The organism is Pseudomonas sp. NBRC 111124 (genome assembly GCF_001320245.1).
GTDB lineage: Bacteria > Pseudomonadota > Gammaproteobacteria > Pseudomonadales > Pseudomonadaceae > Aquipseudomonas.
In genome coordinates, this window is record NZ_BCBA01000072.1 from 19,682 (window position 1) to 34,731 (window position 15,050).

The following is a 15,050-nucleotide window of genomic DNA, read 5'->3' on the forward strand; positions in this document are numbered from 1 at the left end:
TGCATTTTTTGCATCGGATAGCACACATTATTGGCCGTTATTGCCAGTAAAAATGCAAGGGCAAACCCTCTCGAACGAGATAAAAACAATGAACACTCAGGTTGCAATCATCGGTGCAGGTCCGTCCGGCCTGCTGCTCGGCCAGTTGCTGCACAAGGCGGGCATCGACACCGTCATCCTCGAACGCCAGACCCCCGAATACGTGCTCGGCCGCATCCGCGCCGGGGTGCTTGAGCAAGGCACCGTCGACCTGCTGCGCGAAGCCGGCGTCGCCGAGCGCATGGACCGCGAAGGCCTGGTCCATGAAGGTGTCGAACTGCTGGTCGCTGGCCGTCGCCAGCGCCTGGACCTGAAGGGCTTGACCGGCGGCAAGACGGTGATGGTCTATGGCCAGACCGAAGTCACCTGCGACCTCATGCAGGCCCGCGAAGCCAGCGGTGCGCCGATCATCTACTCTGCCAGTAACGTGCAACCGCACGAACTCAAGGATGAGCGGCCCTACGTGACCTTTGAAAAGGACGGCCAGACCCACCGCCTGGACTGCGACTATATCGCCGGCTGTGATGGCTTCCATGGCGTCTCGCGCAAGAGCATCCCTGAAGGCGTGCTCAAGGAATACGAACGGGTCTACCCGTTCGGCTGGCTGGGCATGCTGTCCGATACGCCACCGGTCAACCACGAATTGATCTACGCCCACCACGAACGCGGTTTCTCGCTGTGCAGCCAGCGCTCGCAGACGCGCAGCCGCTACTACCTGCAGGTGCCGCTGGACGAGCGGGTGGAAGACTGGTCCGACGAGCGCTTCTGGAACGAGCTCAAGGCGCGCCTGCCCGAAGACGTGGCACGGCAGCTGGTCACCGGGCCTGCGCTGGAAAAGAGCATCGCACCCCTGCGCAGCCTGGTGGTCGAGCCGATGCAGTACGGCCACCTGTTCCTGGTCGGCGATGCCGCGCACATCGTTCCGCCGACTGGCGCCAAGGGCCTGAACCTTGCGGCTTCCGATGTCAATTACCTGTACCGGATCCTGGTCAAGGTGTACCGCGAGGGGCGTATCGACCTGCTGCAGCAGTACTCGCCGCTGGCCCTGCGCCGGGTATGGAAGGGCGAGCGCTTCAGCTGGTTCATGACCCAGTTGCTGCATGACTTTGGCGAACATAAGGATGCGTGGGACCAGAAGATGCAGGAGGCCGACCGCGAGTACTTCCTGACATCGCCGGCGGGGTTGGTGAACATTGCCGAGAACTATGTGGGGTTGCCGTACGAAGAGGTGGCCTGACGCCAGGTCTGGAGTTCGACACCAAACCTGTGGGAGCGGGCAAGCCCGCGAACACCGGCGAAGCCGGTGCCAGGCTCCGCGGCGTCTGTTTCGCGGGCACGCCCGCTCCCACAGGAACTGTGCAGGCCTCAGTGGCTGAGTAGCTGCACCATCTCTTGGTAGCCCCGCTGGCGCGCATGCTCCAGCGCGGTCACCCCGTCCTTGTCGGCAATCTGCCGATCCGCCCCCGCTGCCAGCAGGCGCCGGACGATCTCCACATGGCGCGAGCCACCATCGCCGAGGATCACGGCTTCCAGCAGCGCGGTCCAGTGCAGGCGGTTCAGGTGATTCACGTCCACCCCCGCATCGATCAGCATCTGCACGGTCTCCACATGCCCGCGCTCGGCGGCCGGGATCAGTGCGGTGCCGCCGTAGCGGTTGGTGCTCTTGAGGTCGGCACCATGGCTCAGCGTCAGCTGCAGGATCTCATTCAAGCCACGCGCCCCCGCATACAGGTACGGGCTGTCGTCGATGTTGTCCTTGGCGTTCACGTCGGCACCGGCCTCGATCAGCGCTTTCGCTGCCGCGACCTGGTTGCCATGGGTGGCCACCAGCAAGGCAGTGCGCCCCTGGCCATCACGGCTCTCCAGCCCGGCGCCTTGCTTGAGCAGCTGTTGCAGGCGGGTGACTTCATTGTGCGCGGCGGCATTGTGCAACTGCTTGTCCATGGCGGCGGTCTCGGCGTGGGCGGTAAGGCTGGTAAAAAGGGCGAGGGCCAGGGCGGTAAGGGGTAAACGCATGGCGAGGGCTCCTGAATGACCTGCTCGTATCCTAGAAAAATCACCCCAGGGGTTGAAGTTAAGAATGTGCATGACCCACAGTGGCCCGCTTGATAGGTAAAGGCAGGATGCACGCCGATGAGATTTTCCACAGCGCTGATCACCACCTTGTGCCTGGCCACCACCAGTGGCGTTACCTGGGCCGACCAGCTGCTGCCCACACCACCGGAGCTGGAATCCGGCTACCGCAGCGGCCTGCAGCCGGTACACGCCAGCCGGCACATGGTGGCAGCCGCCAATCCGCTTGCCAGCGAGGCGGGCCGGGCAATGCTGCGTGCCGGTGGCAGCGCCATCGACGCCGCAATCGCCATGCAGATGGTGCTGACACTGGTCGAGCCGCAGTCCAGTGGCATTGGCGGTGGGGCATTCATCCTGTACTGGGATGGCCAGCGCGTGCAGGCATTCGACGGCCGCGAAGCCGCGCCGGCAGGGGTGACGGACAGGCTGTTCCTGCAAGCGGACGGCTCGCCCCTGTCATTCCGATCCGCGCAGATCGGTGGTCGCTCGGTAGGGGTACCGGGCGTGCTGCGGGCGCTGAAACTGGCCCATGATCAACACGGCAAGCTGCCGTGGAAGGACCTGTTTGTGCCAGCCATCGCGCTGGCGCGCAATGGCTTCGCGGTGTCCGAACGGCTGCACACGCTGGTGGCCGGCGACCCCTTCATCGCCCGCTCACCGGCCATGGCGCGTTACTTCCTGGATGACCGTGGCGAGCCGCTGGCAGTCGGTACGATCCTGCGCAACCCGGCGCTGGCGCAGACTTTCGAGCGCATTGCAGAGCAGGGCGTCGATGCTTTCTACAAGGGTGAGATTGCCGAAGCCATGGTGGCTGAAGTGCGCAACCACGCCAATGCCGGGCAGTTGTCGCTTGATGATCTGCGTCGTTACCAGGCCAAGGAGCGCGAGCCGGTCTGCGGTCCGTACAAGGCTTGGAAGATTTGCGGCATGCCACCACCGTCGTCCGGCGGGGTGACAGTGTTGCAGACCCTGGGCATTCTTGATGCCCTGCAGCACGCCTCGGCACAACGCAACCTGGCCAACCTGCCGCCGCGCAAGGTGCCCTCCGTGGCGGGGCTGGAACCCGCGCCGCAGGCCGTGCACCTGATCGCCGAAGCCGAGCGCCTGGCCTACGCCGACCGTGCGCAGTACCTGGCCGACAGCGATTACGCGCCAGTGCCGGTCAAGGCATTGCTCGACCCAGCCTACCTCGCCGAGCGTGCCAAGCGGGTCGGCGAGCACAGCATGAAGCACGCCCGCCCCGGCACCCCGCAGGGTGCCAATCTGGCGCTGGCGCCCGACCGCTCACCGCTGCGGATTGCCACCTCGCACCTGTCTGCCGTCGATGACAGCGGCCAGGCCCTGGCCATGACCACGTCGGTGGAATCGGCCTTCGGTTCGCACCTGATGGTTGGCGGCTTCTTGCTGAACAACCACCTGACCGACTTTTCCTTTCTGCCCGCGGAGAACGGCAAGCCGGTGGCCAACCGGGTGCAGCCCGGCAAGCGCCCGCTGTCGGCGATGGCGCCAACCCTGGTGTTCTCGCGTGCCTCCGGCGAGCTGGTGGCGAGCCTCGGTTCCCCCGGCGGTTCGCAGATCATTGGCTACGTGAACAAGGCGCTCATCGGCCTGCTGGACTGGCATCTCGACCCGCAGCAGGCGGCCAACTTGCCCAATTTCGGCAGCCGCAATGTCGGGACCGAAGTGGAGGCGGGGCTGGCCAGCCCGGCACTCATCCGCCAGTTGAGCGCCTGGGGCCATGAAGTTACCCCGATGACCATGACCAGTGGCATGCAGATCATCCAGCGCACTCCCGAGGGGTGGGCCGGCGGTGCCGACCCGCGGCGTGAAGGCGTGGCCCTCGGCGACTAGCGCGTTGCCGGGCCGAAAGAGGCGTGATAGAAGTCAGTCTTGTCATTCAGTAGTTGAATACCAAGATGTCCATCAGCGTTAAATCGAATAGAGCCCTGTTCGACCTCGACCTGCTGCGTGCCATTGTCGTGGTGGCCGATTGCGGCAGCTTCACCACCGCTGCCGCGCGCCTGCATTCGACCCAATCGACCATCAGCCAGAAGGTGCGCCGCCTCGAAGACATGGTCGGCCACCGCCTGCTGGTGCGCGGCAACCGCGACGTGTTGCCGACCGACGCCGGGCAGACCCTGCTCGGCTATGCCCGGCACATGCTGGCGCTGAACGACCAGATGCTCGAAGCGCTTGCCGGGGCCATGGTCGGCGTCACCGTGCGCCTGGGCGTGCCCGAGGACTTTGTCGGCGGGCGCACCACCAACGCGCTGTCGGCGTTCAGCCGCCTGCACCCGCAGGTCAAGCTGGAGGTCACCAGCGGCCTGTGCCGGGACCTCAGCCAGGCCTACGATAACGGCGAGCTCGACCTCGTGCTGCTCAAGCAGCGACGCAACAGCCGCGAGGGCGTGGCCTGCTGGCCCGAGCGCCTGCAGTGGATCGACAGTGCGCGCCTGCCGGCATTCGAGCTCGACCCGATCCCGTTGGTGACCTTCCCGCCGCGCGGGCTGTACCGCGAAGACATGATCAGTGCCATCGAAGGCATGGGCCGGCGCTGGCGCATCAGTTTCACCAGCTCCAGCCTGAGCGGTATCCAGGCGGCCGTGGCCGACGGCATGGGCATCAGCCTGCTGCCACCGCGGGCGGCGACCGGCGAACACCGGGTGCTGGGGCAGGCACAGGGGTTGCCGGAGGTGGACAGCTACGAGATCGTCATCGTGCACAAGCCGACGGCGGATGTGATGGTCAAAGATCTGGCCGAGGTGATGAGCCAGTTGCTGGCCGGGGGAGGGATCTGATCCCAACCCCGGCCTTATCGCGGGTAACGCCAAGCGCTACGGCATGCCCAACCACTCCGGCAACGCCAGCGAGATGAACGGCACATAGGTCACCAGCACCAGGAACAACAGCAGGATCGACAGCCACGGCAGCGCCGCGCGAATCGTCTGCCCCAGGGTCAGCCCGGTGACCGCCGAGGTGACGAACAGGTTGAGCCCCACCGGTGGGTGCACCAGGCCGATCTCCATGTTCACCACCATCACGATGCCCAAGTGAATCGGGTCGATACCCAGCTTCATGGCGATCGGGAAGAAGATTGGCGCCAGGATCAGGATGATCGCCGACGGTTCCATGAAGCTGCCGGCCACCAGCAGCACGATGTTGACCATGATCAGGAAGCCGATCGGCGTCAGCCCCTCGGACATCACCCACTGGGTGATCTGCTGGGGGATCTGCTCGGTGGTCAGCACATGGGCGAAAAGCATGGCGTTGGCGATGATGAACAGCAGCATGATGGTCAGCCGGCCCGACTCCAGCAGCACTTTCGGGCAGTCACGCAGGCGCATGTCCTTGTACACGAACAGCGCGATGAACGCCGAGTACACCGCTGCCACGGCCGCCGCTTCGGTAGGGGTGAACATGCCGCTGTAGATGCCGCCGAGGATGATCACCAGCAGCAACAGGCCCCAGAACGCACGCCGGGCAGTAGCCAACCATTCGGCGAAGCTGGCCCGAGGTTGTGCCGGCAGCTTCTTGATGCGCGCGACGATGTAGATGGTGATCATCAGGAACACGCCAAGCAGAATGCCCGGTACCACGCCCGCCATGAACAGCTTGCCGACTGAAGTCTCGGTCGCCGCCGAGTAGACCACCATGACGATCGACGGCGGGATCAGGATGCCCAGGGTGCCAGCGTTGCAGATGATCCCGGCGCCGAACTCGCGTGGGTAGCCGGAGCGCACCATGCCGGCCACGGCAATCGAGCCGACGGCGGCCACGGTGGCTGGCGACGAGCCCGACAGCGCAGCGAACAGCATGCACGCCAGCACAGCGGCAATCGCCAGGCCGCCACGTATGTGGCCGACGCAGGCGTTGGCAAAGTCGATCAGGCGCTGGGCCACGCCACCGGTGGTCATGAACGCGCCCGACAGCAGGAAGAACGGAATGGCCAGGAAGGTGTAGCTGTCGGAGGTCTCGAACAGCTTGATCGCCAGCGAGCTGAGCGAGTCCTGGCTGAACATCAGGATCGACAGCGCCCCCGACAGGCCCAGCGAGATGGCGATCGGCACGCCGAGGAACATGAACACGAACAGCAGCAGGAACAGGCAGATAACCGTCATCAGTGGTGCTCCTCACCGGGGTTGGCCAGCTTGCTGGCTTCGGCAGCCTCGTCGGCCAGGCCCAGGCCGTACTGGCGGTGGGTGAACAGGCGGTAGAGGATTTCCAGGTAGCGGACGATCACCAGGGCAAAACCCAGCGGCACGATCAGCGCGATATGGCCGATCTTGATGCCGTAGCGGTCGAGGTCTTCGGCGCCGATGCCGGCCACCAGTACCGCGCTCACCCACTTGATGCTCGCCACCAGGAACAGCCCGGCGTAGGCCAGGCAGCAGGCGCAGGCGACCATCGCCAGCACCCGCTGCACCGGCTTCGAGGTGCGCCGCACCAGCACGTCGACGCCAAGGTGGCCGGCGGTGCGCACGCCGTAGGAAATCCCGAAGAAGATCAGCCAGCCAAACAGCGCCTTGGTCAGGGCGATACTCCAGGTCATGTCCTGGGCATAGGCCATCAGGTGGTCGCCGATACTGAGCAAGGCGTCGCTGGCGAAGGCCCAGTGGTCACTGAGCGTGTAGAACATCGTGTAGAGGTTGTTCAGTGCCACGTAGAGGAAAGTCACCAAGGTCATGGCCGCCAGGAGGAAGGCAATCATGCCTTCCTCGAAGTGCTCCCAGACACGCCTGAGCGATTGCATAAGAATTCTCCAGACAGAGAGAGGGCGGGCCACCTGCATCACAGGTGGCCGGGGGCAGGGCACAGGCGGGGTCAGGACGGCTTGTTGGCGTCGTCGGCGGCCTTGATCAGGTCGGCGCCGATCTGCTCGGAGAACTTCTCCCACACCGGGCGCATCGACTCACGCCATTGTTGGCGTTGCTCAGCGGTGAGCGGGTCGATCTCGCTGGTCTTGGCGTCGATGATCTTCTGCCGCTAAGTCTGGTTGAGCGCTTCGGCCTGCTTGTTCACCTCGACGGTGACCTCGTCCATGATGGTCTGCAGCTCGCTGCGCACATCTTCAGGCAGGCCGTTCCAGAACTTGGCGTTGGTGATCACCATGTAGTCGATCAGGCCGTGGTTGGTCTCGGTGAAGAACGGCTGCACCTCGTTGACCTTCTGGCTCTCGTAGTTCGACCAGGTGTTCTCGGTGCCGTTGACGGTGCCGGTCTGCAAGCCCTGGTAGACCTCGGCAAAGCTCATCTTGCGCGGGTTGGCGCGGATCGCCTTGAACTGCTCCTCGAGCACGCTGGAGGCCTGCACGCGGAACTTCAGGCCGCGGGCGTCCTTGGGCAGGATCACCTTCTTGTTCGCCGACAGTTGCTTGAGGCCGTTGTGCCAGTAGGCCAGGCCACGGATACCCTTGTCCTCCATCGAGGTCAGCAGCGCCTTGCCCTGCGGGCCTTGCTGGAAGCGGTCGACGGCGGCCAGGTCGTCGAACAGGAACGGCAGGTCGAAGATCTGCACCTGCTTGTTGTAGTGCTCGAACTTGGCCAGCGACGGCGCCAGCATCTGCACATCGCCGAGCAGCAGGGCTTCCATTTCCTTGCCATCGCCGAACAGCGAGGAGTTGGGGTAGACCTCGACCTTGACCTTGTCCTTGAGCTGCGGGTCGGCGGCGACCAGCTTCTGGAACATCAACGCGCCCTGGCCTTTGGGGGTGCTGTCGGCCACCACGTGGGCGAACTTGATGATGATCGGGTCGGCGGCCTGGGCCAGGCCCGCCATGGACACTGCGGCGGCGCAGAACAGCGCCTGGGTCAGCTTCAACATCGGTGTCACCTCTGATTTATTGTTTTAGGAGGAGTGGGGTAAAGATGGACCAACGGACTGCGTGTGGAGAATTAGCATTTGTGTAAGCCAGCGTTCGGCTTTGCTTAACGCCGTTATCTGTACCGGCCTCTTCGCGGGCGCGCCCGCTCCCACAGGGACACCACTGCTCTCAAGCCTTGTCCAGTACCTGTGGGAGCGGGCATGCCCGCGAAGAGGCCAGTAAGATCAGTCGAGATCTCGAGCCAGTAACCGCTGCGCCCGCAGCACCACCGGCGCATCGACCATCTGCCCCTCCAGCTGGAAAGCCCCGGCGCCATTGGCCGCCTCACTCGCCGCCAGTACCCGCCGCGCCCATGCCAGCTCCTCGGCACTGGGCGCCAACGCCGCATGTATCACCGGCACCTGCTTCGGGTGAATGCATAGCGCGCCGCCGTAGCCCATGTCATAGGCATGCCGCATGGCCCGCTGCAGCCCTTGGGTATCGGCAATCGCCGGGAACACCCCATCCAGCGGCGGCGCCAGAGCGGCCCCCCTCGAATGCAATTGCACCGCCATGCGCGCCTGGTCGAGAAACTGCCCCGCAGCCTCGCTTTCAGTGTTCAATCCCAAATCCAGTGCCAGGTCCAGGCTGCCAAACGACAAGCGCTCCACGCCTTCTGCCGCGGCAATCTGCGCCAGCGCCAACAAGCCCTTGGCACTTTCGATGATTGGCCACACCGGCTTGCCGCCATGCCAGGCCACCGCGACCTGGGCGGCGTTCTCCACCTTGGGCAGCAGCAAGCCGGCGACACCCGGCTGGCCGGCGCAGAAGGCCAGGTCTGCGGCATGTTCCTGATGCTGCGGCGCATTCACCCGCACCCATACCGACGCCTGTGGCGTGGCTTGCAGAAAGGCCGCCAGGTTATCGCGGGCCTGCCGTTTCAGCGGCTCCTCCACCGCATCCTCGAAGTCGACGATGACCACATCGGCGCCTGCTGCGAGGGCCTTGGCGAAACGTTCCGGGCGGCTGCCAGGCACGAACAGGGCGGAGCGCACGCTGTTCATACCACGCCTCCGGAGGCCAAGCTGGCCTGCTGTTCGGCCGTGAAGCCCAGTTCGTCGAGGATGCCTTGGGTGTGTTGCCCGAGCGCTGGCACCGCGTCCATGCGTGGCGTGAACGCGGCATTGCGCCCCGGTGGCAGCAGCGAAGGCAACGTGCCGGCCGGGCTGTCCACTTCACGCCAACGGTCGCGTGCCTTCAACTGCGGGTGTTGCCACACCCCCTGCATGTCGTTCACGCGGGCGTTGGCGATCTGTGCCTGTTCCAGGCGTGCGACCACTTCATCCAGTGACAGGCTGGCGAAGCGGTCGATGATCAGTTGGCGCAGCACCTCGCGGTTTTCCGAGCGCTTGAAGTTGGCGCTGAAGCGGTCATCGCTGGCCAGCGTCGGGTCGAGCAGTACTTTTTCGCAGAACAGCGCCCATTCCCTTTCGTTTTGCAGGCCGAGCATGATCGTGCCGCCACCGCCGGTAGGGAAGGGCCCGTACGGGTAGATGGTCGAGTGCGAGGCACCGGCGCGCGGCGGTGGCGGCGCACCGTTGTAGGCGTAGTACATCGGGTAGCCCATCCACTCCACCAGGCTCTCCAGCATCGACACATCGATGCGGCTGCCAAGGCCGGTCTTGTCGCGCAGCAGCAGCGCCGACAGCACGCCGGTATAGGCATACATACCGGCGGCGATGTCGGCGATCGAACAGCCGGCCTTGGCCATTTCCTCGTCGCCGGGGCCCCCGGTCACTGACAAGAACCCGCCCTCGCTCTGAATCAGCAGGTCGTAGGCTTTCTTCTTCTCATATGGGCCACCTGCGCCGTAGCCGGAGATGTCGCAGACGATCAGGCGTGGGAAGCGCTGATGCAGGGCCTCGAACGACAGGCCCATACGTGCGGCCGCGCCGGGTGCAAGGTTTTGCACGAGCACGTCGGCCTTGGCCAGCAGGGCCTCGAGGATGCCGTCGGCAGCCTCCTGCTTGAGGTCGAGGGTGAGGCTTTCCTTGGAGCGGTTGGTCCATACGAAGTGCGAAGCCAGGCCGTCGACGCGCTGGTCGTAGCCACGGGCGAAGTCGCCGCTGCCGGGCCGTTCGACCTTGATCACGCGGGCGCCCAGGTCGGCCAGCTGGCGGGTGCAAAAGGGCGCGGCGATGGCGTGTTCCAGGCTGACGACGGTGATGCCGTCCAGCGGGCGGGGTGCGGTTTGAGTCATGGGGTCACCTGTCATCCATCAGTGCAGTGCGGCCAGCGAGCGCGCATCGCGCAGCTGCCAGACCTGCTCGATCAGGGCCTGGCCCTGGGCCGGGCTGCGGGCGCCGGAGTACGCCAGCAGGCGCTGGAACTTGGCTTCCAGCTCCGGGCGCGAGAGGGTGTTGCCAGGGTCGCCCTTGGGCTCGTCGATGGCGGCGCTGAAGCGGCGGCCATCGGTGCTGGTGACCTCGACCCGGCCCAGCCAGCGGGCGGGGTAGGCGGCGTCGACTTCAGGGTCCAGTTGCATCTCGACCTTGTCGCGGAAGGTGGCGACCTGTGGGTCGGTCAGCGCCAGGTCACGGAATTCGATGAGCTGCGCGCTGCCATGCACGGCGATCAGGCCGAGCACGGTGCCCATGGAGAACTTGGCCTGGTGCACGGTAGCCGGCGTGGTGACTCGACCGAGCACATCGATGGCACCCTGGTGCACGCGGGTGACCACGTTGGCGATCTGCTCATGGTCCAGGCCCTCGCGCTGCATCAGCTGCAGCAGCGCGTCGGCGGCGGGGTGGGTGTGGCGGCACGAGGCGTGGAACTTGAACGAGGTTTCCGCCAGTGCCCAGCGCGTGCCCAGGCGGTCGCTCAGGCGCGCCGGGTCGGCGTCGCTGGACATGCCGGCGGCCAACCCCTGGTCGCCTTCCAGAATATTGCGTGCACCGCTCAGGCCATCGGCAGTCAGGTAGGCGGCCAGCAGGCCATCGGCGGCGGCCTTGGCGGTGTGCAGCTGCTTGGAATCGGCAGCATCGCGCAGGAACTCCCAGAGCCCGGCGGCCTGGGTGCCGGCGCTGCCGAGCAGGTTGATGAACTGCGCCTTGTCGAAGCCCAGCAGTTTACCCACCCCCACGGCCGCGGCCAGGGTGCCGACGGTGGCCGTGGTGTGGAAGATGCGGTAGTGCGAACGGCCGAGAAACTCACCGATGCGGATACCGGCCTCATAACCGGCAACGCTGGCCAGCAGCAGTTCCTGGCCGGACTTGCCGAGGTCCTGTGCCGCTGCCAGCACGGCCGAGAACACTACCGTGGCCGGGTGCAGCACCGAGCTGTTGTGCAGGTCGTCCTGCTCGACCAGGTGCGAGGCAGCGCCGTTGACCAGCGCGGCGAAGTAGGGCGACGAGGTGCGTCCGCTGGTCAGCACGCGCGCGCTGCCCTGGGCCGGGCCCATGCGTTCGGCATAGCGCTCGAACAGTGGGATCGGGTGCGCGCCCTGGCTGGCAAGGGCAGACCCGAGCCAGTCGAGGAACAGCTCTTCGGTGCGGTCCAGCACGGGGCCGGGGATCTGTGCGTAATGCAGGTCGGCGAGGAAGCCCGCCAGGGCTTGGGTATGCTGCATGTTCGGGCCCTCAGAAGCTGCGCGGCAGCTCGAGCAGGTGCTCGGCCACGTAGGACAGGATCAGGTTGGTGGAGATCGGCGCCACCTGATACAGGCGGGTTTCGCGGAACTTGCGCTCGACGTCGTATTCGCAGGCAAAGCCGAAGCCGCCGTGGGTTTGCAGGCAGGCATTGGCCGCCTCCCACGAGGCCTTGGCCGCCAGGTACTTGGCCATGTTGGCGCTGGCCCCGGCGTTCTGCCCGCTGTCGTACTCGGCGCAGGCGCGCCAGCGCATCAGGTCGGCGGCCTCGATCTCGATATGGGCTTCGGCGATGGGGAACTGCACGCCCTGGTTCTGCCCGATCGGGCGGCCGAACACCACACGGTCACGGGCGTAGGCGCTGGCCTTTTCGACGAACCAGCGGCCATCGCCGATGCACTCGGCGGCGATGAGCGTGCGCTCGGCATTGAGGCCGTCGAGGATGTAGCGAAAGCCCTTGCCTTCTTCACCGATCAGGCTGCTGGCGGGCAGTTCGAGGTTGTCGAAGAACAGCTCGTTGGTCTCGTGATTGACCATGTTGGCGATGGGTTGCACGGTCAGGCCGTTGCCGATGGCTTCGCGCAGGTCGACCAGGAAGATCGACATGCCCTCGGACTTTTTCTTCACCTCCGGCAGGGGTGTGGTGCGCGCCAGCAGGATCATCAGGTCCGAATGCTGGATGCGCGAGATCCACACCTTCTGGCCATTGATCACATACGTGTCGCCCTGGCGCACGGCGGTGGTCTTGATCTTGGTGGTGTCGGTGCCAGTGGTGGGCTCGGTCACGCCCATCGACTGCAAGCGCAGTTCGCCGCTGGCGAGCTTGGGCAGGTAGTGGCGCTTCTGTTCCTCGCTGCCATGGCGCAGGAGGGTGAACATGTTGTACATCTGCCCGTGCACGGTGCCGGAGTTGCCGCCGCAGGCGTTCACCTCTTCGAGGATCACCGAGGCCTCGGCCAGGCCCAGGCCCGAGCCGCCGTACGCTTCGGGGATCATCGCCGACAGCCAGCCAGCATCGGTCATGGCCTTGACGAAGGCCTCGGGGAAGCCTTTTTCTTCATCGATCTTGCGCCAGTAGCTGGCGTCGAACTCGGCGCACAAGGCGCGCACGCCCTCGCGGATGGCAGTGAGGTCATCGCTGTCGTACGTATGCATGGGGTGTTCCCTGTCAGGTATTCAGTCGAAAAGCACGTCGGCGCTCTGCGCCACGCCGTCGGCATTGCCGGCCCACAGCTGGGCCTGGCCGGGTGCGCTGATGCGCCCGGCCACCTCGAACGGGGTGGGCACGGTCAGCGGGCGCACGCCGCGGTAGGCGAAGTGACGTACGTGCTTGCCAGGGTTGGCGCGGATGAACGCACGCAGGTTCAAAGTGGCGATCATCGGGCCGTGCACCACCAGGCCGGCGTAGCCTTCGGTGTCGGTGACGTAGGGGAAGTCGTAGTGAATGCGATGGCCGTTGAAGGTCACGGCGGAATACCGGAACAGCAGGGTCGGCGTTGGCGTGACCGCCTCGCTCCAGTCGGCCGGCGCGTCGGCCGGGGCGCTGTCGAGCTTGGGCGGGTTGGGTTCGCGGTAGACGATGTCCTGCTCTTCACGCACACACAGCTGGCCGTGTTGCGAGTAGTCGTGGCGCACGGTGACGAACAGCAGGGCGCCGGTGCGGCCGTGCTTTTCCTCGATGTGCAGGATGGTCGACAGGCGATGGGCCTCGGCACCGACCTTGAGCGGGGCGATGAACTCGACCCGGCCCCCTGCCCACATCCGGTTGCGGTTGTCGGCCGGGGGCAGGAAGCCGCCACGTGCCGGGTGGCCGTCCGCGCCCAGTTGCGCTTCGGCCAGCGGCTCCTGGAAGAAGCACCACATCCACAGAGGTGGCAGCGGTTGGCCGGCAGCGGGGGCGGGTTCGCCAAAGGTGGCGGCGATGCGCTTGATCAGGTTGCGGCTGAGCTCATCGAAGGCCTCTTCCGTGCGGCCGATCCAGGCGCTGTAGTCGATGGGCGGGTGGGAAGCAGTCATAACCATGGGCCTCTGCATTTGTTGTTATGGGCCGATCATGCGAGGCGCGTGGCATTCTGTGAATTTGCATTTGTGTAAGGCAGCGTTCATGTATGCTGAACGCCATCGCCACGACTGGACCTCACCATGCATTTCGACTTGGCAGACCTGCGGCTTTTCATCCACATCGGCGAATCGCCTAGCCTGACCCAGGGTGCGCGCCGGGCGTTCCTTTCGCCGGCAGCTGCCAGCGCACGGATCAAGGCGCTGGAAGCTCAGCTTGATACGCGCCTGCTGTACCGCGACAGCCGTGGCGTCGAGTTGACGCCGGCGGGGCACAAGCTGCTGATGCATGCGCGGCTGATCATGCGCCAGGTCGATTACTTGAAAGCCGAGTTCACCCAGTTCGGCACCGACCTGGCCGGGCATATCCGCATCTTCGCCAACACCACGGCCGTGACCGAGTTCTTGCCGGAAGTGCTGGCCGGCTTCATGGCCAAGCGTCCTGGGGTGACCGTCGACCTGCAGGAGCGTCTGTCGCGGGACATCGTGCGCGGCGTGCTCGATGGCAGCAGCGACATGGGCATCATTGCCGGGCCGGTGGAGGCCAGCGGTTTGCAGGTGATGCACTTCAGCACTGACCGGTTGGTGCTGATCGTGCCGGCGGGCCATGAACTGGCCGGTCGCAAGTCGGTTTCGCTGAAGCAGACGCTGGATTTCCAGCATATCGGCCTGCACGACGGCAGCACCTTGCTGAGTTTCCTGCGGGATCATGTGGAGCGCATGGGGCTTAACCTCTCGCTGCGTATTCAGTTGTCGAGCTTTGAGGCGATCTGCAGGCTGGTGGAGGCGGGGGTGGGTATCGGCATCATTCCTGAGTCGGCGGCGCTGCGGCATAGCCAGACCATGGAACTGGTGACCATCAGCCTGGATGAGCCGTGGGCGGTGCGTGAGCGGAGCATTCTGGTGCGTGAGCTGGATGCGTTGCCGGGGACGGTGCGGGCGTTGATTGCGACATTGATGCCAGAAGCGTGATGCCAGCGGCGCTAGCCGCTTCTTGCTCTTGCTCTTGCTCTTGCTCTTGCTCTGCTTTTGCTTCTAAGCGCGCGATAGTTCAGGCGACGCAGATTGCGACTTCAGGAGGCCGAACGCAGGCGTCTGGAGGGCCAGGGTGCGTAGCACCCCTTCGGCGCAGCCGAAGGCGCGAGATGTAGACTTGCGCAGCAAGTCGTAGGCCGCGCGGGCCCGGAAGGCGCCGGAGTGAGGGGACCCCGGAGCGCAGCGTAGGGGCCGGATGATGGGAGCGGGGGTTTTTGCCTACTTTTTGCCCAGTCAAAAAGTAGGTCGCCGTAAAGGCGAAAAGGTGACTCGGCGCCACCATGGCGAATGAATGTAGACCTCATTTGAAAGCCCACATCTAAAAGCCAAAAGCTCGACTGCGGCGGTTTGATTATTCCAATTACATTCATTTGCGATGGCGACGCACAGTCACCTTT

Annotated in this window: 12 protein-coding genes and 1 pseudogene; 4 read left to right on the plus strand and 9 right to left on the minus strand. The window is 65.1% G+C overall.

Annotated elements, in window-relative coordinates; genetic code table 11:
* Positions 1-88 precede the first annotated feature (88 nt).
* The gene (gene pobA / locus APH28_RS24965) at positions 89-1,276 is read left to right on the plus strand and encodes a 4-hydroxybenzoate 3-monooxygenase (RefSeq protein WP_060513140.1); all 1,188 of its coding nucleotides are present in this window, start codon (positions 89-91) and stop codon (positions 1,274-1,276) included.
* A 128-nt stretch (positions 1,277-1,404) separates the two neighbouring features.
* Here pobA and APH28_RS24970 read toward each other — a convergent pair whose 3' ends face one another.
* The gene (locus tag APH28_RS24970) at positions 1,405-2,055 is read right to left on the minus strand and encodes an ankyrin repeat domain-containing protein (protein WP_060513141.1); all 651 of its coding nucleotides are present in this window, start codon (positions 2,053-2,055) and stop codon (positions 1,405-1,407) included.
* Between the two features lie 117 nt (positions 2,056-2,172).
* Here APH28_RS24970 and ggt point away from each other — a divergent pair, with 117 nt between their 5' ends.
* On the plus strand, positions 2,173-3,963 hold the full coding sequence (gene ggt / locus APH28_RS24975; protein ID WP_060513142.1) for a gamma-glutamyltransferase: 1,791 nt from the start codon (positions 2,173-2,175) through the stop codon (positions 3,961-3,963).
* A gap of 65 nt (positions 3,964-4,028) precedes the next feature.
* Positions 4,029-4,910, plus strand: coding sequence for a LysR substrate-binding domain-containing protein (locus APH28_RS24980; protein WP_060513152.1), 882 nt, complete (start codon positions 4,029-4,031; stop codon positions 4,908-4,910).
* A gap of 36 nt (positions 4,911-4,946) precedes the next feature.
* Here the strand turns inward: APH28_RS24980 and dctM are convergent, their stop codons facing one another.
* The 8 genes and pseudogenes from dctM to APH28_RS25020 form a co-directional block, all read right to left on the minus strand.
* Positions 4,947-6,230 carry a C4-dicarboxylate TRAP transporter large permease protein DctM gene (gene dctM / locus APH28_RS24985; RefSeq protein ID WP_060513143.1) on the minus strand — a complete coding sequence of 428 codons (1,284 nt, stop codon included), beginning with the start codon at positions 6,228-6,230 and terminating at the stop codon, positions 4,947-4,949.
* On the minus strand, positions 6,230-6,862 hold the full coding sequence (locus tag APH28_RS24990) for a TRAP transporter small permease (protein ID WP_060513144.1): 633 nt from the start codon (positions 6,860-6,862) through the stop codon (positions 6,230-6,232). Before APH28_RS24990 ends, dctM begins: the two co-directional genes overlap by 1 nt.
* 71 nt (positions 6,863-6,933) lie before the next feature.
* Positions 6,934-7,932: pseudogene (locus APH28_RS24995) on the minus strand (TRAP transporter substrate-binding protein).
* Positions 7,933-8,157: 225 nt separating this feature from the next.
* Positions 8,158-8,976 (minus strand): CoA ester lyase, encoded by an 819-nt coding sequence (locus APH28_RS25000; protein ID WP_060513145.1) that lies wholly within the window; start codon positions 8,974-8,976, stop codon positions 8,158-8,160.
* Entirely contained in the window at positions 8,973-10,172 is a 1,200-nt protein-coding gene (locus APH28_RS25005; protein ID WP_156340947.1) for a CaiB/BaiF CoA-transferase family protein, read from the minus strand. Before APH28_RS25005 ends, APH28_RS25000 begins: the two co-directional genes overlap by 4 nt.
* A gap of 18 nt (positions 10,173-10,190) precedes the next feature.
* Positions 10,191-11,540 carry an MmgE/PrpD family protein gene (locus APH28_RS25010; protein ID WP_060513147.1) on the minus strand — a complete coding sequence of 450 codons (1,350 nt, stop codon included), beginning with the start codon at positions 11,538-11,540 and terminating at the stop codon, positions 10,191-10,193.
* 10 nt (positions 11,541-11,550) lie between these two features.
* Positions 11,551-12,714 carry an acyl-CoA dehydrogenase family protein gene (locus APH28_RS25015; protein ID WP_060513148.1) on the minus strand — a complete coding sequence of 388 codons (1,164 nt, stop codon included), beginning with the start codon at positions 12,712-12,714 and terminating at the stop codon, positions 11,551-11,553.
* Between the two features lie 21 nt (positions 12,715-12,735).
* Positions 12,736-13,575 carry a MaoC family dehydratase N-terminal domain-containing protein gene (locus APH28_RS25020; RefSeq protein ID WP_060513153.1) on the minus strand — a complete coding sequence of 280 codons (840 nt, stop codon included), beginning with the start codon at positions 13,573-13,575 and terminating at the stop codon, positions 12,736-12,738.
* A gap of 126 nt (positions 13,576-13,701) precedes the next feature.
* Between APH28_RS25020 and APH28_RS25025 the strand changes: the two genes are divergently transcribed.
* Entirely contained in the window at positions 13,702-14,589 is an 888-nt protein-coding gene (locus APH28_RS25025; protein WP_060513149.1) for a LysR family transcriptional regulator, read from the plus strand.
* The last annotated feature ends 461 nt before the right edge of the window (positions 14,590-15,050 follow it).

What these genes read in the sequence shown, in the direction of transcription:
- pobA (WP_060513140.1), top strand. Translation starts at nt 89, where the DNA reads ATGAACACTCAGGTTGCAATCATCGGTGCAGGTCCGTCCGGCCTGCTG.
- APH28_RS24970 (WP_060513141.1), bottom strand. Translation starts at nt 2,055, where the DNA reads ATGCGTTTACCCCTTACCGCCCTGGCCCTCGCCCTTTTTACCAGCCTT.
- ggt (WP_060513142.1), top strand. Translation starts at nt 2,173, where the DNA reads ATGAGATTTTCCACAGCGCTGATCACCACCTTGTGCCTGGCCACCACC.
- APH28_RS24980 (WP_060513152.1), top strand. Translation starts at nt 4,029, where the DNA reads ATGTCCATCAGCGTTAAATCGAATAGAGCCCTGTTCGACCTCGACCTG.
- dctM (WP_060513143.1), bottom strand. Translation starts at nt 6,230, where the DNA reads ATGACGGTTATCTGCCTGTTCCTGCTGCTGTTCGTGTTCATGTTCCTC.
- APH28_RS24990 (WP_060513144.1), bottom strand. Translation starts at nt 6,862, where the DNA reads ATGCAATCGCTCAGGCGTGTCTGGGAGCACTTCGAGGAAGGCATGATT.
- APH28_RS25000 (WP_060513145.1), bottom strand. Translation starts at nt 8,976, where the DNA reads ATGAACAGCGTGCGCTCCGCCCTGTTCGTGCCTGGCAGCCGCCCGGAA.
- APH28_RS25005 (WP_156340947.1), bottom strand. Translation starts at nt 10,172, where the DNA reads ATGACTCAAACCGCACCCCGCCCGCTGGACGGCATCACCGTCGTCAGC.
- APH28_RS25010 (WP_060513147.1), bottom strand. Translation starts at nt 11,540, where the DNA reads ATGCAGCATACCCAAGCCCTGGCGGGCTTCCTCGCCGACCTGCATTAC.
- APH28_RS25015 (WP_060513148.1), bottom strand. Translation starts at nt 12,714, where the DNA reads ATGCATACGTACGACAGCGATGACCTCACTGCCATCCGCGAGGGCGTG.
- APH28_RS25020 (WP_060513153.1), bottom strand. Translation starts at nt 13,575, where the DNA reads ATGACTGCTTCCCACCCGCCCATCGACTACAGCGCCTGGATCGGCCGC.
- APH28_RS25025 (WP_060513149.1), top strand. Translation starts at nt 13,702, where the DNA reads ATGCATTTCGACTTGGCAGACCTGCGGCTTTTCATCCACATCGGCGAA.